Consider the following 19,862-nt stretch of genomic DNA (forward strand, 5'->3'; position numbering starts at 1 on the left):
ACTCGATGGAAGTCTACGGCCTCGACAAGGAAATAGTCAGTGCACTGAGCAACTCGCGGAGTGAGTGACGATGGCGGAGATACGCAGCCTGCACGACGCCGTGGCAGACCTCGTCCACGAGGGGGACACCGTCGCCATGGAGGGGTTCACCCACCTGATCCCGTACGCCGCGGCGCACGAGGTCATCCGTCAGGGGATCACCGACCTGACCCTCGCCAGGATGACCCCGGACGTCGTCTACGACCAGCTGATCGGCGCCGGGCTGGTGAGGAAGCTGATCTTCTCCTGGGGCGGCAACCCGGGCGTCGGCTCCCTGCACCGCTTCCGCGACGCCGTCGAGAACGGCTGGCCGCGCCCCCTGGAGCTGGACGAGCACAGCCACGCGGGCATGGCCAACCGTTACGTCGCGGGCGCCTCGCGCCTGCCGTTCGCCGTACTGCGCGGCTACCGCGGCTCCGACCTCGCCACCCGTACGGACACGGTCTCGTCGGTCGTCTGCCCGTTCACCGGTGAGGAACTGGCCGCCGTCGCCGCGCTCAACCCCGACGTCACGGTCGTCCACGCCCAGCGGGCCGACCGGCAGGGCAACGTCCAGATGTGGGGCCTGACCGGCGTCCAGAAGGAGGCCGCGCTGGCCGCCGACCGAGTGCTCGTCACGGTCGAGGAGATGGTCGACGAACTGACGCCCCGGCCCGGCGGCGTCGTCCTGCCGACGTGGGTGATCGACGCGGTCTGCGTCGTGCCCGGCGGAGCGCACCCGTCGTACGCCGCCGGCTACACGGTGCGCGACAACGCCTTCTACCAGGCGTGGGACCCGATCGCCCGGGACCGGGACGCCTTCATCCAGTGGATCGACGAGAACGTACGCACCGAAGGGGCTGTCGCCCGATGACCACCGAGGACTTCACGCGCGACGAGCTGATGGAGGTCAACGCGGCCCGTGCGCTGGCCGGGGCGCGCACCTGCTTCGTCGGCATCGGACTGCCGTCCACCGCCGCCAACCTCGCCCGCGCCACCGTCAACCCGGGCCTCGTCCTGATCTACGAGTCGGGGACGATCGGCTCCAAGCCGACCCGCCTGCCGCTGTCCATCGGCGACGGCGAGCTGGCCGAGACCGCCGACGCGGTGGTGCCCGTACCGGAGATGTTCAACTACTGGCTCCAGGGCGGCCGGATCGACGTCGGCTTCCTCGGAGCCGCCCAGGTCGACCGGTTCGCCAACATCAACACGACGGTCGTCGACCGGGGCCCCGGCAAGCCGGAGGGCCGCCTCCCGGGCGCGGGCGGCGCGCCCGAGATCGCGTCCAACTGCGGCAAGGTGCTGATGGTCCTGCGCCACTCCACCCGCGGCTTCGTACGGAAGCTGGACTTCGTCACGACCCTCGGCCACGGCTCGGGCCCCGGCGACCGCGAGCGGCTCGGCATGCCGGGCGCGGGCCCGGTCGAGGTCATCACCGACCTCGGCGTCCTGCGGCCCGACCCGGCCACCGCCGAGCTCGTGCTGAGCGCACTGCACCCGGGCGTCACCGTCGAGCAGGTACGGGACGCCACCGGCTGGGACCTGAGAAGCGCGGACACCGTCGGGGTCACCGAGCCCCCGACCGCCGCCGAACTGGCCGCCCTGCGCGCCCTGAAGTCCGCGGGAAAGGAAGACCGGTGACCCTCACCCAGGCCGACATCGACGGCGAACTCGCCGAGATCCGCGCAGGACACGAGAAGGCGCGGGCCGCCGGGGCCCCGGCCGCGCACCACCCGCCGCGCGACTTCCCGCCGTACCGCAGCAGCCTCCTGCGCCACCCCAAGCAGCCCCTGGTGGCCGTCCACGGGGACCCCGAGACCGTCGAGCTGTCCGGGCCCGTCTTCGGCCGCACCGACGTCACCGAGCTCGACCACGACCTGACCCGGCAGCACGCGGGCGAGCCGCTCGGCGAGCGCATCACCGTCTCCGGGCGGCTGCTCGACCGCGCGGGCCGGCCGGTGCGCGGCCAGCTCGTCGAGCTGTGGCAGGCCAACGCCTCCGGCCGGTACGCCCACCGGCGCGACCAGCATCCCGCGCCGCTCGACCCCAACTTCACGGGCGTGGGCCGGGTGCTGACCGGCGACGACGGCTCGTACCGCTTCACCACGATCAAGCCGGGCGCCTACCCGTGGCGCAACCACGAGAACGCGTGGCGGCCCGCGCACATCCACTTCTCGCTGTTCGGTTCGGCCTTCACCCAGCGCCTGGTCACCCAGATGTACTTCCCCGGCGACCCGCTCCTCGCGTACGACCCGATTCTCCAGTCGGTGACCGACGACGCGGCGCGCGCCCGGCTCGTCGCCGCGTACGACCACTCCCTCTCCCGCCCCGAACGGTCGCTGGGCTACCGCTGGGACATCGTCCTGGACGGGCCGTGCGCGACCTGGATCGAGGAAGGCCGCTGATGACGTACCTGCCGCCCACCCCTTCGCACACCGTCGGCCCCTTCTACGGGTACGCCCTGCCGTTCCCGGGAGGCGGCGACGTCGCCCCCCGGGAACGGTCCGACGCGATCACGCTGCACGGGTACGTGTACGACGGCGCCGGGGAACCGGTCCCGGACGCGCTCGTCGAGTTCTGGCAGGCGGACCCCGGCGGCTCGGTGGCCGGCGCGCCGGGGTCGATGCGGCGCGATCCCGTGACCGGCGGGTTCCTCGGGCGCGACGGTGTGGCCTTCACGGGCTTCGGCCGCGTCCCGACGGACGCGGACGGCCACTACGCGGTCCGTACGCTGCCGCCGGGCGCGCCGGCGGTCCCGTACATCAGCGTGTGCGTGTTCGCGCGCGGCCTGACGCACCACCTCTTCACGCGCGCGTACCTCGCGGAAGGCCCGGACGCGCTGCTCGCCTCGCTGACTCCCGAGCGCCGGGCGACACTGATCGCCCGGCCCGAACCGCACCGCACCCACCGCTTCGACATCCGCCTCCAGGGCGAGGAAGAGACGGTCTTCCTTGACTTCGCCTGATCCCGGTCACGGCCCCGGTCCCGTCCCCGCCCCCGATCCCTGCCTCGACCACGGGCTCCTGGCCCCCGTGCGCGCGGGTACGGCGGCCGAGGCCGCCACCGGCGACGCGGCGCTGCTCCAGGCCATGCTGGACGCGGAGGCGGCACTGACCCGCGCCCAGGGGCCCGCCCGGGCGGGCGAGGCGGTCACGGCGGCGGCGCGGGCCGACCGCTTCGACGTACGCGACCTGGCCCTGCGGGCGCGTTCCGGCGGCAACCCGGTGATCCCCCTGGTGGCCGCGCTCACGGCGGCGGTGGACCCACAAGCGGCGCCGTACGTGCACCGGGGGGCCACCAGCCAGGACATCGTCGACACGGCGATGATGCTGGTCGCCTCCCGCACCCTGACCCTGATCACGGCGGACCTGACCCGTACGGCCGAGGCGCTCGCCACCCTGGCGGCGCGGCACCGGGACACGCCCATGCCGGGCCGCACCCTGACCCAGCACGCCGTCCCCACCACGTTCGGCCTGAAGGCGGCGGGCTGGCGCGCCCTGGTCCTGGACGCCGCCGACCGCCTGAACGCCCTCGCCCCGCCCGCCCAGCTGGGCGGCGCGGCCGGCACCCTGGCCGCGTTCACCGGGCCCGCCGACCGCGAGCCGTCGGCGCCCCTGGACGAGGCGGGCTCCTCATCCGGCCCCGGCCTCGCCCTGGTGGAGGCGTACGCCGCCGAACTGGGCCTCGCGCCGCCCGCCCTGCCCTGGCACACCCTGCGCACCCCCGTCGCGGACCTGGCCACCGCCCTGGCGTTCTCCTGCGCCGCCCTCGGCAAGCTCGCCGCGGACGTCCTCACCCTCAGCCGCACCGAGATCGCCGAGGTGTCCGAGGGCGCCGGCGGCGGCTCCTCCGCCATGCCGCACAAGGCCAACCCCGTCCGCGCCACCCTGATCGCCTCCGCCGCCCACCAGGCGCCCGCCCTGGCCTCCGTACTGCTGGCCTCCCTCGCCGGCGCCGGGGACGAACGCCCGGCGGGCGCCTGGCACGCCGAATGGCAGCCCCTGCGCGAGCTCCTGCGGCTGGCCGGCGGTGCGTCGGCCCACGCGGCCGAGCTGACCGAGGGGCTGCGCGCGCATCCGGACCGCATGCGCGCGAACCTGGACCTCACGCACGGCATGATCGTCAGCGAACGCGTCGCGGCCGCCCTGGCCCCCGCCCTCGGCCGGGCCCGCGCCAAGGAGCTCCTCACCGCCGCCTCCCGCCGCACGGCCACCGAGGGCGTCCCGCTGGCCGAAGCACTCGCGGACGTACTCCCCCCGGACGGACTGGCCGCCCTCACCGACCTCGCGGACCTCACCGATCCCACCCGCTACAGCGGTTCGGCGGCGGCCCTGGTGGACCGTGCCCTGGACCGGAAGCCGGAGCCTCCTCGTGACTGACCGCCAGAGCCCCGCCCTCCCCGGCCTCCCCCACTTCGTGCTCGACGGCCCGGCATCCGGCAGCCCCGTGGTCCTCGGCCCGTCCGTGGGCACCTCCCTCACCGTCTGGGAGCCCCAGCTCCCCGCTCTGGCCCGGTCCCACCGCGTCCTGCGCTGGGACCTCCCCGGCCACGGCGGCAGTCCCGCCGGGCTGGTCCCGCTGGACGGCACCGCCACCGTCGCCGACCTGGCCGCACTGGTCCTGCGGGCCGCCGACGCGCAGGGCTGGCGGTCCTTCGCGTACGCCGGGATCTCGATCGGCGGCGCGGTGGGGCTCCACCTGGCGACGCACTTCCCCGAACGGATCACGGCGCTCGCCGTGGTCTGCTCGTCGGCCCGCTTCGGCGAGCCGGCCACCTGGAGCGAGCGCGCCGCTCTCGTACGGGCCCAGGGCACCGAGGCGATGGTGCCGAGCCGCCCGGGCACCTGGTTCGCCCCGGCGTTCGCCTCGACACCGCTCGGGCACGCGCTGATCGAGGACCTGCGCGCCGCCGACGCTGCGGGCTACGCCGCCTGCTGCGACGCCCTCGCGGCGTACGACCTGCGCGGCGCGCTCCCCATGGTCGCCGCGCCGACCCTCGTCGTCGCCGGGCGCGACGATCCCGCGACGCCGCCCGCGCACGCCCGCGAGATCGCCGACGCCATCCCCGGGTCGACCCTGCTGGAAGTCGCGGGCGCGGCCCATCTGGCGGGCGTCGAGAAGCCCGAGACGGTGACCTCCGCCCTGCTCGCCCACTTCGCCCCGCCATCCGCCGGCACCGACGCGTCCCGTCACGCGGCCGGCACGCGGGTGCGCAGGGCGGTCCTGGGCCTGGCCCATGTGGACCGCGCGACCGGCCGTACGACGCCGTTCACGGCCCGCTTCCAGGACTTCATCACGCGCTACGCCTGGGGCGAGATCTGGACCGACGAGACCCTGGACCGGCGCACCCGCAGCTGCGTCACCCTCACCGCGCTCGTCGCCCACGGCCACGAGGCGGAGCTCGCGCTGCACGTACGAGCCGCGCTGACCAACGGCCTGAGCAGGGAGGAGATCGGCGCGGTCCTGCTCCAGACGGCGGTGTACTGCGGGGTGCCCGCCGCGAACTCCGCGTTCACCGTGGCGCAGGACGTCTTCGACGACCTCGACCGCCTCGACTACGAGGAGGAACCGGCCGGGCCGGACGGCCTCGACGCGCTGGTCGAGCCGGACACGCTGGAGGAACTGGCCGAGCCGGACGGACCGGACGCCCTCGCGGCCCGCCCCGCCCCGGACGCCCCGGCCGACGACCCCGATGCCTTCCCCGGCCAGGCCCCCCTGCCCGGCGACCCGGCCGACGACCAGGTCGACGACTGATCACCTTCCGCTCACCGCTTGTTGATGCACTGTCAATTCGAGACGCTTACGTTCCGAGGTCACAGTCCCCCCATCCTGGAGTGACACATGGAACGTCGTAGCTTCCTGCGCGGCGCTGTCATCGGCACCTCCGCCGCCGCCTTCGGCGGCACCCTCTGGCGCGGCGCGGCCCACGCCGCCCCCGCACAGCCCGGCGCCGGCCCCTACGGTGCGCTGGGTTCCCCCGACGCCAACGGCCTGCGCCTGCCGTCCGGCTTCAGCAGCCGCGTCATAGCCCGCTCCGGCCAGAAGGTCGGCTCGACCGCGTACACCTGGCACAACGCACCGGACGGCGGCGCCTGTTACGCCGACGGCACCGGGTGGATCTACGTCTCCAACTCGGAGATCAACCCCTCCGGCGGCGCGGGCGCGGTCCGCTTCTCCTCCACCGGCGCGATCACCGGCGCGTACCGCATCCTGTCCTCCACCCGCCAGAACTGCGCGGGCGGCAAGACGCCGTGGAACACCTGGCTCTCCTGCGAGGAGGTCGACCGGGGGTACGTCTACGAGACCGACCCATGGGGCGTGAAGGCCGCCGTACGGCGCGACGCGATGGGCCGCTTCAAGCACGAGGCCGCCGCCGCCGACCCCGTACGCAGGACCGTCTATCTCACCGAGGACACGACCGACGGCTGCTTCTACCGCTTCACGCCCACCACGTGGGGCGACCTGTCGGCGGGCCGGCTGGAGGTGCTGAAGATGGGCTCGGGCACGTCCGGACCCGTCACCTGGGCCACCGTCCCCGACCCCAGCGGCGCCTCGACCGCCACCCGCAACCAGGTGTCCGGCGCCAAGCGCTTCACGGGCGGCGAGGGCTGCTACTACGCCGACGACATCTGCTGGTTCACCACCAAGGGCGACAACCGCGTGTGGCAGTACAACGCGGCCGCCCAGACCATCGAGCTCGCCTACGACGACTCGCTGGTGAACGGCACCGCGCCCCTGACCGGCGTGGACAACGTCACGGGCACGTCGTCCGGCGACCTGTTCGTCGCCGAGGACGGCGGGAACATGGAGATCTGCGTGATCACGCCGGACGACGTGGTGGCCTCCTTCCTGCGGATCGACGGGCAGTCGGGCTCGGAGATCACCGGCCCGGCGTTCTCGCCGGACGGCAAGCGCCTGTACTTCTCCAGTCAGCGCGGTACGAGCGGCAGCTCGTCCGGCGGCATCACCTACGAGGTCACGGGGCCGTTCCGCGGCTGACGTCCCGCCGCTCCGGTCCCGACCGACGAAGGTACGAGCGCTTCCGCTGTGGCGCCGCCCCGCAGAAGGGCGGCGCCCAGTGGCGTCAGGGTGTGGAGCACCGCGTTGCCGTGGCGCAGGGTGACGATCAGGCCCGCCTCGCGCAGCACGCACGCGTGCTGGCTCGCCGAGGCGAGCGACACCGCTGCCCTGCGGGCGAGCTCGCTCGTCGTACAGCCGCCGCCGATGGCCCCGAGCACGGTGGAGCGGGTGTGGCCGACCAGCCGCCCGAGGGGCGGCCCGGGGTCGTCCACGGGGACCGGGGCGTCCGCGTGGGTCACGGGGTAGACGAGCACGGGCGGCAACTGCGGGTCGCGGTAGACGACCGGGGTGCCGCGGCAGAAGAACGACGGCTGGAGCAGCAGGCCCCGCCCGCGCAGGTAGAGGTCCCGGTCGACGGGATAGTCGGCCTCCAGGACCGGTGGCCGCCAGCGCAGCATCGGCGGCAGGGAGGCGAGGAGTTCGTCCGCGCCGCCGTCGAGCAGGGCGCGGCCCCTGGCCGCCCGGTCGGCCTCGATACGGGCCTGGATGTGCGGCCAGTACGGCTCGACCGTGGCGCGGTGGTAGCCGCGCAGCGCGCCGGCGAGGCGGGCCAGTGGCTCGCCGCGGCCGCCGGCCACCTGCGCCAGGCGCTGATGGGTGGACGCGGCGGCGCTGCTCGGGGACGTCCGGTCGTCCGCGCGGCGGGAGGCGGCGAGCAGGGCCAGTTCGGCGCGCAGCCGCTCGGGGGCTGTGGCGCGTACGGCCTCGAGCCCCTTGTCCATGCCGCGCGCCCCCTCACGAGGCGTCAGGAAATCAGGAAAGTAACCCCTGTTCGGTATGAGAGATGCGAGCAGTCGTGTTTCACCGTTCAACCGAGTCCGGGATTCCCGGCGCCATTCTCCGAACACCTTGGCACCGCGCCGGTCTCGCAATCTGTGAAAACTGAGCACCGTTTCCCATAACGCGTCCGGCCGGTCGGACAGCCGAATCCTCGACAGGTCAACACCGGAGAAATGAACACGTAGCACCGAAGCCCCATCTGTTGCATCCGCAATCGCCCCCCGCAGCAGAGTATGCACGCCATCACACGCCGTTACCACGGCCTTTCGGCCACAGTTGAAACGCATCGCGCGCCCCCTGTGCTGAACGAAATGCTGTCCTCGTCGGTCACGACACCGGAGTCACCGGAAAGACGCAGTGAAGGCCGTGGGGGGCTTTGCTGGGTCTGGCGGCGGTCGGCGAAGGTAGCGGCTCAGTGTCCGACGAGGTATCAGGATGTGGTCGCCGGGTGGGGATCCGGCGACCGCATCCTGCCTCGTTTTAGGGGAAACTGGCGGAATTCAACTGCTGCCGTCTTGTTCAGACCTGTACGTCCAAGCGCCCCCTGAATACCCGGTCGTCACGTGCCACCCAGCCGCCCGCTCCGACCGGCGGACGCCGGACGAACCACGATGCCGGTTCGCCCGCAAGTGCGAACTGCCGTGACAGCGCCGGGAGTTCAGGACGGCTAGGCCAGGCCCTCGATCACCTCCGGTACGGGACGCAGCCGACCGATCGTCCGGGTGAGCCCGAGCACCACCTCGTCGGCCCGCCGGCGGCTGAGCGCGTGGAAGCGGCGGCACCTCCTGGGAGGTACCGCCGCTTCTTTCGTACCGGAGCCGCCGCCGGTCCGGTGAGGGTGCACCGCCGGCGGCTCCGGTGGCCCTGGCGGGCCGGCCGGTCTAGCGCGAGTCGCTGCCCGTCGACTGCGCCGCCGCACGGCCCGCCTCAAGGCGCGCCACCGGGATCCGGAAGGGCGAGCAGGACACGTAGTCCAGGCCGACCTCGTGGAAGAAGTGCACCGACTCCGGGTCACCGCCGTGCTCGCCGCACACGCCGAGCTTCAGGTCGGGGCGCGTGGCGCGTCCGGCCTCTACGGCGCTGCGCACGAGCGCGCCGACGCCGTCCCGGTCGATCGTCTCGAACGGGGAGACCCCGAAGATGCCCTTCTCCAGGTACGCCGTGAAGAAGCTCGCCTCGACGTCGTCGCGGGAGAAGCCCCACACGGTCTGGGTGAGGTCGTTCGTGCCGAAGGAGAAGAACTGCGCGGCCTCGGCGATCTGGCCGGCCGTCAGGGCGGCGCGCGGCAGCTCGATCATCGTGCCGATGGTCAGCTTCAGGTTCGTGCCGGTGGCGGCCTCCACCTCGGCGATGACCTGGTCGGCCTCCTCGCGGACGATCTCCAGCTCCTGGACCGTGCCGACGAGCGGAATCATGATCTCCGGGCGCGGGTCGCCCTTGGCGTTCTTGCGGTGCGCCGCCGCCTCGGCGATCGCCCGTACCTGCATCGCGAACAGGCCCGGGATGACGAGGCCCAGACGCACTCCGCGCAGACCCAGCATCGGGTTCTGCTCGTGCAGCTTGTGCACGGCCTGCAGGAGGCGCAGGTCGTTCTCGTTGTGGTCCTTGCGGGACTCGGCGAGGGCGACGCGGACCGACAGCTCGGTGATGTCGGGAAGGAACTCGTGCAGCGGCGGGTCGAGGAGCCGCACCGTCACCGGCAGTCCGTCCATCGACTCGAACAGCTCGATGAAGTCGGCCTTCTGCAGCGGCAGCAGCGCGCCCAGCGCCTGCTCGCGCTCGTCGTCCGTGTCGGCCAGGATCAGCCGCTCGACGAGCTCGCGGCGCTCACCGAGGAACATGTGCTCGGTGCGGCACAGGCCGATGCCCTGGGCGCCGAAGCGACGGGCGCGCAGCGCGTCCTCGGCGTTGTCGGCGTTGGCGCGCACCCGCAGGCGGCGCACCCGGTCGGCGTACGCCATGATCCGGTGCACGGCGGCGACCAGTTCGTCGGCGTCGTCCGCGCCGGCGTGCATCCGGCCCTCGAAGTACTCGACGACCGGGGACGGCACGACGGGCACCTCGCCGAGGTACACCTTGCCGGTGGAGCCGTCGATGGAGACGACGTCGCCCTCCTCGACGACGATCCCGCCCGGGGCCGTCATGCGGCGGCGCTTGGTGTCGACCTCGATCTCCTCGGCCCCGCAGACACAGGTCTTGCCCATGCCGCGGGCCACGACGGCGGCGTGCGACGTCTTGCCGCCGCGCGAGGTCAGGATGCCCTCGGCGGCGATCATGCCGTCGAGGTCGTCGGGGTTGGTCTCACGGCGGATGAGGATGACCTTCTCGCCGGAGCGCGACCACTTGACGGCCGTGTACGAGTCGAAGACGGCCTTGCCGACCGCGGCGCCCGGGGAGGCGGCGATGCCGCGGCCCAGCTTCTCGGTCTTCGCCTCGTCGTCGAAGCGCGGGAACATCAGCTGCGCGAGCTGCGCGCCGTTGACGCGCTGGAGCGCCTCGGCCTCGTCGATGAGGCCCTGGTCGACGAGCTGCGTCGCGATGCGGAAGGCGGCACCGGCGGTGCGCTTGCCGACGCGGGTCTGGAGCATCCACAGCTGGCCGCGCTCGATCGTGAACTCGATGTCGCAGAGATCCTTGTAGTGGGTCTCCAGCGTCTCCATGATCTGCATGAGCTGGTCGTACGACGCCTTGTCGATGCTCTCGAGGTCGGCGAGCGGCACGGTGTTGCGGATACCGGCGACGACGTCCTCGCCCTGCGCGTTCTGCAGGTAGTCGCCGTACACGCCCTGGTGGCCGCTGGCGGGGTCGCGGGTGAAGGCGACGCCGGTGCCGGAGTCGGGGCCGAGGTTGCCGAAGACCATGGAGCAGACGTTGACGGCCGTGCCGAGGTCGCCGGGGATGCGCTCCTGGCGGCGGTACAGCTTCGCGCGGTCGGTGTTCCACGAGTCGAAGACCGCGTTTATGGCGAGGTCCATCTGCTCGCGCGGGTCCTGCGGGAAGTCGCGTCCGGCCTCGTCGGAGACGATCTTCTTGAACTTGCGGACCAGCTTCTTGAGGTCGGCCGCCTCGAGGTCGGTGTCGACCGTGACCTTCTTGGCGTGCTTGGCCTGCTCCAGCGCCTCTTCGAAGAGCTCGCCGTCGACGCCGAGGACCGTCTTGCCGAACATCTGGATCAGACGGCGGTACGAGTCCCACGCGAAGCGCTCGTCGCCGCCGGCCTGCTTGGCGAGGCCGGTGACCGACTTGTCGGAGAGCCCGATGTTCAGGACGGTGTCCATCATGCCGGGCATGGAGAACTTGGCGCCCGAGCGGACGGAGACGAGCAGCGGGTTGTCGGCCTGGCCGAGCTTCTTGCCCATCTTCTGCTCGAGGGCGTCGAGGTGCGCGCTGACCTCGGCGCGCAGCGCCTCGGGAGCCTCGCCGCTGTCGAGGTAGACCTTGCACGCCTCGGTGGTGATGGTGAAGCCCGGAGGAACGGGCAGTCCGAGGTTGGTCATCTCGGCGAGGTTGGCGCCCTTGCCACCCAGCAGGTCCTTGAGGTTCCTGTTGCCCTCGGTGAAGTCATAAACGAACTTCTGACCCTCGGGCGCGCTGGCTACCTGGGGTTCTTTGTTTTCCGACACGGGTCTCGACTCCTCGAGGACGCGGTGGCTGCCCTGACGGCCAGGAACATACCCAGATCGAAGGTGTCTGGGTACGTCCACCTGACTGTCATGAGGCCTTAACCACTCGTCCGCCAGTAGATCGAAAGTGATCAACAGCTTCGGGGACCCAGGCGCGTGCGTTCAAGTATTCAACACACAACTACGCACAGCCATCGGTTCAGCCGGAAAGGTCACCGCAGGGTGAGGGATGGTTTGATCGATCAAAACAAAAGAAGGTGGCACCCAGTGCCACCTTTTGAGAGGTGCAACCCCGCCTGATGTGCTCATCTGAGCAATGAACGCATCAGGCGTGGCGAGGATCACTTCTCAGATGAGACCCTATCGAGACCGGAATCTCACCCTCCGGACGTGTCCAACTCCGCATCCGCGCTCACGGCGGAGCAGTCGTACGGGTCCTTCAGCCAGCCATCCGGCAGGACGACCCGCCCATTACCGGACGAACGACCCCGTGGCCCGTCCGCCCCGACAGGCCACGGCTGGTCCAAATCGAGCTCGCTCAAGTGAGCGTCCATTTCGTCCAGAGATGAGGAGATCGCAAGCTTCTTCCGCATCTCCGAGCCGACCGAGAACCCCTTCAGGTACCAGGCGACGTGCTTACGGAAGTCAATGACCCCGCGTGCCTCGTCCCCGATCCACTCGCCGAGCAGTTCCGCGTGCCTGCGCATCACCGCGGCGACCTCGCGCAGCGTCGGAGCGGCGTACGCGCCGGTGCCCTCGAAGCCCGCCACCAGATCCGCGAACAGCCAGGGCCGCCCCAGGCACCCACGCCCGACGACCACGCCGTCGCAGCCGGTCTCGCGCATCATGCGCAGGGCGTCGTCGGCGGACCAGATGTCGCCGTTGCCCAGGACGGGGATCTCCGGCACGTGCTCCTTCAGGCGCGCGATGGCGTCCCAGTCGGCCGTGCCGCCGTAGTGCTCCGCCGCCGTGCGCCCGTGCAGCGCGATGGCCGTGACGCCCTCCTGGACCGCTATCCGTCCCGCGTCGAGGTAGGTGAGGTGGTCGTCGTCGATGCCCTTGCGCATCTTCATCGTCACCGGCAGGTCGCCCGCGTTGGAGACGGCCTCGTTCAGGATGGCGCGCAGCAGGGGCCGCTTGTACGGGAGCGCCGAGCCGCCGCCCTTGCGCGTCACCTTCGGGACCGGGCAGCCGAAGTTCAGGTCGATGTGATCGGCCAGGTCCTCGTCCACGATCATGCGGACGGCCTTGCCGACCGTGACGGGGTCCACGCCGTACAGCTGGATCGAGCGCGGCGTCTCCGTCGCGTCGAAGTGGACCAGCTGCATGGTCTTCTCATTGCGCTCGACCAGCGCCCTCGTCGTGATCATCTCGCTGACGAACAGCCCCTTGCCACCGGAGAACTCGCGGCACAGGGTGCGGAAAGGAGCGTTGGTGATGCCGGCCATGGGAGCGAGCACCACCGGCGGCCGCACGGAGTGCGGGCCGATGGAGAGCAGGGGGAGCGCGGTGGTCATGGCCCCATTGTCCCGTACGGCGGGAGTCGTTGGTGAGCCGTACCATCCGCGTATGCCCGAGCTGAGCCACCGGCGGCGGTTGCTGGTGCTGGCGATCTGCTGCATGAGCCTGCTGATCGTGAGCCTCGACAACACCGCACTCAACGTCGCTCTCCCCTCCATGCGCGAGGAGCTCGGCGCGACCGTCGCCGGGATGCAGTGGGCGGTCGACGCGTACACGCTCGTCCTCGCCTCGCTCCTGATGCTCGCGGGATCGACCGCCGACCGGATCGGGCGGCGCAAGGTCTTCCTGGCCGGTCTGGTGCTCTTCACGCTCGGTTCACTGCTGTGCTCCCTGGCCCCGAATCTCGGCGCGCTCGTGGCCTTCCGCATGGTCCAGGCCGTCGGCGGCTCGATGCTCAACCCCGTCGCCATGTCGATCATCACCAACACCTTCACCGAGCCGCGCGCACGGGCGCGCGCGATCGGTGTCTGGGGCGGTGTGGTCGGGATCTCGATGGCGGCCGGTCCGCTGATCGGCGGGCTGCTGGTGGACCTGGTGAGCTGGCGGGCCATCTTCTGGGTCAATCTGCCGGTGGGCGTCGCCGCACTGCTGCTGACGGCCCGGTACGTGCCCGAGTCGCGCGCACCGAAGCCGCGCCGCGCCGACCCGGTGGGTCAGCTGCTGGTCGTCGCCCTGCTCGGCTCGCTCACGTACGCGATCATCGAGGCGCCCGTGGAGGGCTGGACGTCGCCGGTGATCCTGCTGTTCGCGGGAACGGCCGTGGCGGCCCTCGCGGGCCTTCTCGTGTACGAGCCGAGACGGGCGGAGCCACTGATCGATCTGCGGTTCTTCCGCAGCGCGCCCTTCAGCGGGGCCACGGTGATCGCGGTGTGCGCGTTCGCGGCGCTCGGCGGGTTCCTCTTCGTGAACACGCTGTACCTCCAGGACGTACGCGGGTTCTCGGCGCTGCACGCCGGGCTCTACATGCTGCCGATGGCGGGGCTGACCCTGGTCTGCGCGCCGCTGTCCGGGCGTCTCGTCGGCAGCCGGGGGCCCCGGCTCCCGCTGCTGGTGGCCGGCGTCACGATGGCGGCCAGCGGGGTGCTGTTCGCGGCGTTCGAGGCGGAGACGTCCACGCCCCTGCTGTTCACCGGGTACGTGCTCTTCGGCATCGGCTTCGGCCTGGTGAACGCGCCGATCACCAACACCGCCGTGTCGGGCATGCCGCGCGCCCAGGCGGGCGTGGCCGCCGCCGTCGCCTCGACGAGCCGGCAGGTCGGCCAGATGCTGGGCGTCGCCGTCATCGGCGCGGTGCTCGCCGCCGGGCTGCACGGGCGCTCGTACGACGACGCCTTCGTCGCGGCGAGCGGGCCGGCCTGGTGGATCATCGCCGGCTGCGGGGTGTGCGTCCTGCTGGTGGGGGCGCTGACCAGCGGCCCGTGGGCCCGGCGGACCGCCTGCCGGACGGCCGCGCGCCTGGGCGGCTCTCCCGGCGACCGTCCGTCGGCGCGCGCGGCGCGCTGAGCCGGACACGGGAATGGGCCCGGACCGCCGTGTGCGGTCCGGGCCCACCCCTGGGGCGCTCGTACGTCAGCTCTGCGCGTCCTGGGCGTCCTGACTGCCCTCGGCGGCCGCCTCGTCGCCTTCCGACCCGGTGGCGCGCTCACGCATCTTGCGCAGCAGCTCCTCCTTGTGGTCGGAGGCGAGCTTGCGGTCGGCGTTGCGCGTGGGGCCGTTGTCCGCGAGTTCGGCGCGGGACATCCTCTTGCGCTGCCCGCCTACGCCGAGAAGGTTGTTGCGGCTCTTTGCCACGGGGTTCTCCCGAAGTGATGAGAAGTGATCTGCGGATTCGTCGGGTGGGGGGCGGACGTGGGAGCCGCCGCGCGCTCACTCGTAGATCTGGAAGAACATGCATACGACATTACCGGGCCGCGGGGACGCCGGGCACCAGATTTTCCCGCAGCCCCGCACCCGGGGCGACGCGAAGGCCCCGGCTCCGCTGGGCGGAACCGGGGCCTTCAGGGCGTACGAACCGGTCAGCAGCCGAGGAGGCGGCCGCCCAGGTACGACTGGATCTGGTCCAGCGAGACGCGCTCCTGCTTCATGGTGTCGCGCTCGCGCACGGTCACCGCGTTGTCGTCGAGCGTGTCGAAGTCGACGGTCACGCAGAACGGCGTACCGATCTCGTCCTGACGGCGGTAGCGGCGGCCGATGGCGCCCGCGTCGTCGAACTCGATGTTCCAGTTCTTGCGCAGGTCGGTCGCCAGGCCCTTGGCCTTCGGCGACAGCTGCGGGTTGCGGGACAGCGGCAGAACGGCGACCTTGACCGGCGCCAGGCGCGGGTCGAGGCGCATGACGGTGCGCTTCTCCATGACGCCCTTGGCGTTCGGGGCCTCGTCCTCGATGTACGCGTCGAGCATGAAGGCGAGCATGGCGCGGTTCACGCCGGCCGCCGGCTCGATGACGTACGGAGTCCAGCGCTCGCCGGCCTCCTGGTCGAAGAACGACAGGTCCTGGCCCGAGGCCTTGGAGTGCGCCTTGAGGTCGAAGTCGGTGCGGTTGGCCACGCCCTCGAGCTCGGAGAACTCGCTGCCGCCGAAGTTGAAGCGGTACTCGATGTCGGCGGTGCGCTTCGAGTAGTGCGAGAGCTTCTCCGCCGGGTGCTCGAACCAGCGCATGTTCTCCTCACGGAGACCAAGCTCGCGGTACCAGCCCCAGCGCTGCTCCATCCAGTATTCCTGCCACTGCTCGTCCTCGCCCGGCTTGACGAAGAACTCCATCTCCATCTGCTCGAACTCGCGCGTGCGGAAGATGAAGTTGCCCGGAGTGATCTCGTTACGGAAGGACTTGCCCATCTGCGCGATGCCGAACGGCGGCTTCTTGCGCGAAGTCTGCTGCACCTGGGCGAAGTTGGTGAAGATGCCCTGCGCGGTCTCGGGGCGCAGGAAGGCGCGCGAGCCGGTGTCCTGGGTCGGGCCCAGGTGCGTCTCCAGCATGCCGGAGAACTGCTTGGGCTCGGTGAACTGGCCCTTGGTGCCGCAGTTCGGGCAGTTGACGTCGGCCAGGCCGTTCTCGGGGGCACGGCCGTTGTGCTTGGCCTCGTACGCCTCGATCAGGTGGTCCGCGCGGTGGCGCTTGTGACACGCGGTGCATTCGGTGAGCGGGTCGGAGAACGTCGCGACGTGACCGGACGCCTCCCACACCTCGGGGGCCAGGATCACCGAGGAGTCGAGACCGACGACGTCCTCGCGCGCGATGACCATGGAGCGCCACCACTGGCGCTTGATGTTCTCCTTGAGCTCGACACCCAGCGGCCCGTAGTCCCAGGCGGCCCGGGAGCCGCCGTAGATCTCACTGCACGGGTAGACGAAGCCACGGCGCTTGCTCAGGCTGACGATGGTGTCGATCTTGTCGGCGGCCACGGTGCTCTCTTCATTACGACGACGACGAACGCGAATGATTCAGATTACCGGCGCTCGTACCCCTCGGATCAAATCGGTACCGGGCAACGGATCATCGCGGGGACCGGGCTCAGGTCACATCCCCCATTATTGACAACCGTTTCCAGTTTAGTTGAAAATGGGTGTCATGAACGTACGACGACGCCTCATACCCACCGCCGCCACCGCCGGAGCCGTCGCGCTCGGCCTGATGGCCGTCAGCGCCTGCTCGTCCTCCTCCGGCGCCGCCGGCAAGAACGGCGACGGCAAGCTCGAGGTGGTGGCGTCGTTCTACCCGATGCAGTTCCTCGCCGAGGAGATAGGCGGCGACCACGTCTCCGTATCGACCCTCACGAAGCCGGGCGTGGAACCGCACGACCTGGAGCTCAGCCCGAAGCAGACCGCCGGACTCGGCGAAGCGGGCCTCATTCTCTACCTCAAGGGCCTCCAGCCCGCCGTCGACGAGGCGGTCGCGCAGTCCGGTGTGAAGAACACCGTCGACGCCGCCGGCCTCACCCACCTCGAAGAGCACGGCACCGAGGCCGGCCACGACGAGCACTCCGACGAGGAGCACTCCGGCGAGCAGCACGCGGACGAGCACGCCGCGGAAGACGGCCACGACCACTCCGAGGCCGGCGGCGACCCCCATGTCTGGCTCGACCCCGTGAAGTACTCCGAGATCGCCAAGGGCGTCGGCAAGGCGCTGGAGAAGGCCGACCCCGACCACGCCGCCGCGTACCAGAAGAACACCGAAGCCCTGGTCGGCAAGCTGGACGGACTCCACGAGAAGTTCGAGAAGGGCCTGAAGAACACCGACACCCGGACGTTCATCACGACCCACGCCGCCTTCGGCTACCTCGCCGAGCGCTACGGCCTCAAGCAGGAGGGCATCAGCGGCCTCGACCCCGACTCCGAGCCCAGCCTCTCCCGCATGAAGGACCTCCAGAAGACCGCCAAGGACGACAAGGTCACCACGGTCTTCTTCGAGACGCTCGTCAGCGACAAGACCGCCAAGACCCTGGCGGGCGACACCGGCCTCAGGACGGACGTCCTGGACCCGCTGGAGGGAATCACGGACAAGTCCGAGGGCGCTGACTACGTCGAGGTCATGGAGTCCAACCTCGCCGCGCTGGAGAAGGCCCTCGGCGCGAAGTGAAGCAGATCACCCCAGCAGCACCAGCAGCATCGGAGGCGCGAGCCATGAAGCAGCCAGAGCAGCCGCCCGTCATATCGCTGCGCGGCGCCACCGCCACGCTCGGCTCGCGCCCGGTGCTGCGCGGCGTCGACCTCGCCGTGCACCGCGGCGAGGTCGTGTCCCTGCTCGGCGCCAACGGCTCCGGCAAGTCGACCGCGGTGCGTTCGGTGATCGGCCAGGTGCCCCTCACCGGCGGCTCCGTCGACCTCTTCGGCACGCCGCTGCGCCGCTTCCGCGACTGGGCGCGCGTCGGGTACGTACCGCAGCGCACGACGGCCGCCAGCGGCGTTCCCGCGACCGTGTACGAGGTCGTCTCGTCGGGCCGCCTCTCCCGCGCGAAGCTGCGCCTGCCCTCGAAGGCCGACCGCGCCGCCGTGCACCGCGCCATCGAGCTCGTCGGGCTCGCGGACCGCGCCAAGGACTCCGTGAACGCCCTCTCGGGCGGCCAGCACCAGCGCGTCCTGATCGCGCGGGCGCTCGCCTCCGAGCCGGACCTGCTGATCATGGACGAGCCGATGGCGGGCGTGGACCTCGTCAGCCAGGAGATCCTCGCCACGACCCTGCGCGAGCAGGTCGTCGCCGGTACGACCGTCCTGCTCGTCCTGCACGAACTCGGCGCCCTGGAGCCGCTGATCGACCGCGCGGTCGTGCTGCGCGACGGCTGCGTCACCCACGACGGACCGCCCCCGCGGTCGCTCGGCCAGCACGCGCTGCCCGGCCACGACCACGTACACCCGCACTCGGACTCCGAGCCCGTCCGGACGGGACTGCTGACCTGATCATGGAAATTCTCGAAACAGCCTTCATGCAGCGGGCCCTGCTCGCCGCCGTCCTCGTCGGCGTCACCGCCCCCGCCGTCGGCATCTACCTCGTCCAGCGCCGCCAGGCCCTGATGGGCGACGGCATCGGCCACGTCGCCATGACCGGCGTCGGCCTCGGCTTCCTGCTGAGCGCCAACCCGGTGTGGATGGCCGCGCTCGTCTCGATCGCCGGCGCCGTCGCGATGGAACTGATCCGCTGGTACGGGCGCATGCGCGGCGACATGGCGCTGGCCATGCTCTTCTACGGCGGCATGGCGGGCGGCGTCCTGCTGATCAACCTCGCCCCGAACGGCTCGAACTCCAACCTCACCTCGTACCTCTTCGGCTCGCTGTCGACCGTCTCGGACGCGGACGTCGTCGCGATCTGCCTGCTCGCCGCCTTTGTGATGCTCGTCACGGTCGGCCTGCGGCGGCACCTCTTCGCGATCAGCCAGGACGAGGAGTTCGCCCGGGTGACCGGGCTGCCGGTGCGCGCCCTGAACCTCCTGATCGCGGTCACCGCGGCGGTCACGGTCACCGTCGCGATGCGCGTCGTCGGGCTGCTGCTGGTCAGCGCGCTGATGGTGGTGCCGGTGGCGGCGGCGCAGCAGATCACGCGGTCCTTCAAGGTCACGTTCGTCCTGGCCGTGGTCATCGGCACGGCCGTGACGCTGGCCGGCACGGTCACGTCGTACGAGTACGAGGTGCCGCCGGGCGCGACGATCGTGCTGCTGGCCATCGGCGTCTTCTTCGTGCTGACCGCGCTGGCCGGGCCGCTCGCCCGGCGCAGGAGCCGGGCCCTGTCCGAGGCGGATGCGGGAGCGGCGGCCGGCTGTAGCGTGGAGGCGGGCGGACTGCCGGACGGCTCCCGCCCCGCCCACGACGTCAAGGTCTGACCGGCGTTCGGCGGCGACCTGACAGAATGGCCCGACATACGTACGGGCGACCAGAGGAGGCACCTGTGACCACTGCGGGAACCCCATCCCCGGTGCGTGGCCGGTCCACCAGGCAGCGGGCCGCCGTGGCGGCCGCGCTCGACGAGGTGGACGAGTTCCGCAGCGCGCAGGAGCTTCACGACATGCTCAAGCACCGGGGCGACTCGGTCGGGCTGACGACGGTCTACCGCACCCTGCAGTCCCTCGCCGACGCCGGCGAGGTGGACGTACTGCGCACCAGCGAGGGCGAGGCGGTGTACCGGCGCTGCTCCAGCGGTGAGCACCACCATCACCTGGTCTGCCGGGTGTGCGGCAAGGCCGTCGAGGTCGAGGGCCCCGCGGTCGAGAAGTGGGCGGAGGCCATCGCCGCCCAGCACGGCTATGTGAACGTGGCCCACACCGTGGAGATCTTCGGCACGTGCGTGGAGTGCGCGGCCAGCGTCTGAGGCCGTACGAGAGCGGGCCCGTGCCGGACATCGTCCGGCACGGGC

General features: G+C 71.3%; 18 protein-coding genes. 12 read left to right on the forward strand and 6 right to left on the reverse strand.

Going from position 1 to position 19,862, the window contains the following annotated elements; translation table 11 throughout:
- Positions 1 to 70 precede the first annotated feature (70 nt).
- The 7 genes from IE185_RS03685 to IE185_RS03715 all read left to right on the forward strand — a co-directional run bounded on the left by IE185_RS03685 (position 71) and on the right by IE185_RS03715 (position 7,017).
- Positions 71 to 892, forward strand: a complete 822-nt coding sequence (locus IE185_RS03685) for a CoA transferase subunit A (RefSeq protein WP_138896303.1) — start codon at positions 71 to 73, stop codon at positions 890 to 892.
- Positions 889 to 1,659 carry a CoA-transferase subunit beta gene (locus tag IE185_RS03690; protein WP_138896304.1) on the forward strand — a complete coding sequence of 257 codons (771 nt, stop codon included), beginning with the start codon at positions 889 to 891 and terminating at the stop codon, positions 1,657 to 1,659. Before IE185_RS03685 ends, IE185_RS03690 begins: the two co-directional genes overlap by 4 nt.
- Entirely contained in the window at positions 1,656 to 2,423 is a 768-nt protein-coding gene (gene pcaH, locus IE185_RS03695; protein WP_138896305.1) for a protocatechuate 3,4-dioxygenase subunit beta, read from the forward strand. The genes IE185_RS03690 and pcaH overlap by 4 nt, the downstream gene beginning before the upstream one ends.
- Entirely contained in the window at positions 2,423 to 2,983 is a 561-nt protein-coding gene (pcaG, locus tag IE185_RS03700) for a protocatechuate 3,4-dioxygenase subunit alpha (protein ID WP_138908667.1), read from the forward strand. The genes pcaH and pcaG overlap by 1 nt, the downstream gene beginning before the upstream one ends.
- Entirely contained in the window at positions 2,970 to 4,397 is a 1,428-nt protein-coding gene (gene pcaB / locus IE185_RS03705) for a 3-carboxy-cis,cis-muconate cycloisomerase (RefSeq protein WP_189714586.1), read from the forward strand. The genes pcaG and pcaB overlap by 14 nt, the downstream gene beginning before the upstream one ends.
- Positions 4,390 to 5,772: a bifunctional 3-oxoadipate enol-lactonase/4-carboxymuconolactone decarboxylase PcaDC gene (gene pcaDC / locus IE185_RS03710; RefSeq protein ID WP_308432712.1), complete on the forward strand. Its 1,383-nt coding sequence runs from the start codon at positions 4,390 to 4,392 to the stop codon at positions 5,770 to 5,772. The genes pcaB and pcaDC overlap by 8 nt, the downstream gene beginning before the upstream one ends.
- An 87-nt stretch (positions 5,773 to 5,859) precedes the next feature.
- The gene (locus tag IE185_RS03715; protein ID WP_138895657.1) at positions 5,860 to 7,017 is read left to right on the forward strand and encodes an alkaline phosphatase PhoX; all 1,158 of its coding nucleotides are present in this window, start codon (positions 5,860 to 5,862) and stop codon (positions 7,015 to 7,017) included.
- Here the strand turns inward: IE185_RS03715 and IE185_RS03720 are convergent.
- From IE185_RS03720 to dusB, 4 genes are all read right to left on the reverse strand, one after another.
- A complete protein-coding gene (locus tag IE185_RS03720) occupies positions 6,987 to 8,066 on the reverse strand; it encodes an ArsR/SmtB family transcription factor (RefSeq protein WP_189714588.1) in 1,080 nt (359 codons plus the stop codon). The genes IE185_RS03715 and IE185_RS03720 overlap by 31 nt on opposite strands.
- 479 nt (positions 8,067 to 8,545) lie before the next feature.
- Positions 8,546 to 8,722: a hypothetical protein gene (locus tag IE185_RS03725; protein ID WP_170198304.1), complete on the reverse strand. Its 177-nt coding sequence runs from the start codon at positions 8,720 to 8,722 to the stop codon at positions 8,546 to 8,548.
- 37 nt (positions 8,723 to 8,759) lie between these two features.
- A complete protein-coding gene (ppdK, locus tag IE185_RS03730) occupies positions 8,760 to 11,501 on the reverse strand; it encodes a pyruvate, phosphate dikinase (protein ID WP_138895659.1) in 2,742 nt (913 codons plus the stop codon).
- Positions 11,502 to 11,878: 377 nt separating this feature from the next.
- A complete protein-coding gene (gene dusB / locus IE185_RS03735; protein ID WP_138895660.1) occupies positions 11,879 to 13,018 on the reverse strand; it encodes a tRNA dihydrouridine synthase DusB in 1,140 nt (379 codons plus the stop codon).
- A 52-nt stretch (positions 13,019 to 13,070) separates the two neighbouring features.
- On the opposite strand from dusB, the gene IE185_RS03740 reads away from it, so the two are divergent.
- Positions 13,071 to 14,525 carry an MFS transporter gene (locus IE185_RS03740; protein ID WP_138895661.1) on the forward strand — a complete coding sequence of 485 codons (1,455 nt, stop codon included), beginning with the start codon at positions 13,071 to 13,073 and terminating at the stop codon, positions 14,523 to 14,525.
- Positions 14,526 to 14,591: 66 nt separating this feature from the next.
- Here the strand turns inward: IE185_RS03740 and IE185_RS03745 are convergent, their stop codons facing one another.
- Both IE185_RS03745 and IE185_RS03750 read right to left on the reverse strand, forming a co-directional pair.
- Positions 14,592 to 14,813, reverse strand: a complete 222-nt coding sequence (locus IE185_RS03745) for a DUF6243 family protein (RefSeq protein ID WP_138895662.1) — start codon at positions 14,811 to 14,813, stop codon at positions 14,592 to 14,594.
- A gap of 224 nt (positions 14,814 to 15,037) precedes the next feature.
- Complete coding sequence (locus IE185_RS03750) at positions 15,038 to 16,423, reverse strand: glycine--tRNA ligase (RefSeq protein ID WP_138895663.1); 1,386 nt, start codon at positions 16,421 to 16,423, stop codon at positions 15,038 to 15,040.
- A gap of 166 nt (positions 16,424 to 16,589) precedes the next feature.
- On the opposite strand from IE185_RS03750, the gene IE185_RS03755 reads away from it, so the two are divergent.
- The 4 genes from IE185_RS03755 to IE185_RS03770 all read left to right on the forward strand — a co-directional run bounded on the left by IE185_RS03755 (position 16,590) and on the right by IE185_RS03770 (position 19,817).
- Entirely contained in the window at positions 16,590 to 17,597 is a 1,008-nt protein-coding gene (locus tag IE185_RS03755; protein ID WP_138895664.1) for a metal ABC transporter substrate-binding protein, read from the forward strand.
- A 44-nt stretch (positions 17,598 to 17,641) separates the two neighbouring features.
- A complete protein-coding gene (locus tag IE185_RS03760; RefSeq protein WP_138895665.1) occupies positions 17,642 to 18,415 on the forward strand; it encodes a metal ABC transporter ATP-binding protein in 774 nt (257 codons plus the stop codon).
- A gap of 2 nt (positions 18,416 to 18,417) precedes the next feature.
- Positions 18,418 to 19,332, forward strand: a complete 915-nt coding sequence (locus IE185_RS03765) for a metal ABC transporter permease (protein ID WP_138895666.1) — start codon at positions 18,418 to 18,420, stop codon at positions 19,330 to 19,332.
- 65 nt (positions 19,333 to 19,397) lie between these two features.
- On the forward strand, positions 19,398 to 19,817 hold the full coding sequence (locus IE185_RS03770; protein WP_028813525.1) for a Fur family transcriptional regulator: 420 nt from the start codon (positions 19,398 to 19,400) through the stop codon (positions 19,815 to 19,817).
- Positions 19,818 to 19,862: the final 45 nt, after the last annotated feature.

The sequence above is a fragment of the Streptomyces chryseus genome (assembly GCF_014650755.1).
Classification (GTDB): Bacteria; Actinomycetota; Actinomycetes; order Streptomycetales; family Streptomycetaceae; genus Streptomyces; species Streptomyces chryseus.

What these genes read in the sequence shown, in the direction of transcription:
- IE185_RS03740 (WP_138895661.1), top strand. Translation starts at nt 13,071, where the DNA reads ATGCCCGAGCTGAGCCACCGGCGGCGGTTGCTGGTGCTGGCGATCTGC.
- IE185_RS03765 (WP_138895666.1), top strand. Translation starts at nt 18,418, where the DNA reads ATGGAAATTCTCGAAACAGCCTTCATGCAGCGGGCCCTGCTCGCCGCC.
- IE185_RS03760 (WP_138895665.1), top strand. Translation starts at nt 17,642, where the DNA reads ATGAAGCAGCCAGAGCAGCCGCCCGTCATATCGCTGCGCGGCGCCACC.
- IE185_RS03715 (WP_138895657.1), top strand. Translation starts at nt 5,860, where the DNA reads ATGGAACGTCGTAGCTTCCTGCGCGGCGCTGTCATCGGCACCTCCGCC.
- IE185_RS03685 (WP_138896303.1), top strand. Translation starts at nt 71, where the DNA reads ATGGCGGAGATACGCAGCCTGCACGACGCCGTGGCAGACCTCGTCCAC.
- pcaG (WP_138908667.1), top strand. Translation starts at nt 2,423, where the DNA reads ATGACGTACCTGCCGCCCACCCCTTCGCACACCGTCGGCCCCTTCTAC.
- IE185_RS03690 (WP_138896304.1), top strand. Translation starts at nt 889, where the DNA reads ATGACCACCGAGGACTTCACGCGCGACGAGCTGATGGAGGTCAACGCG.
- dusB (WP_138895660.1), bottom strand. Translation starts at nt 13,018, where the DNA reads ATGACCACCGCGCTCCCCCTGCTCTCCATCGGCCCGCACTCCGTGCGG.
- IE185_RS03755 (WP_138895664.1), top strand. Translation starts at nt 16,590, where the DNA reads ATGAACGTACGACGACGCCTCATACCCACCGCCGCCACCGCCGGAGCC.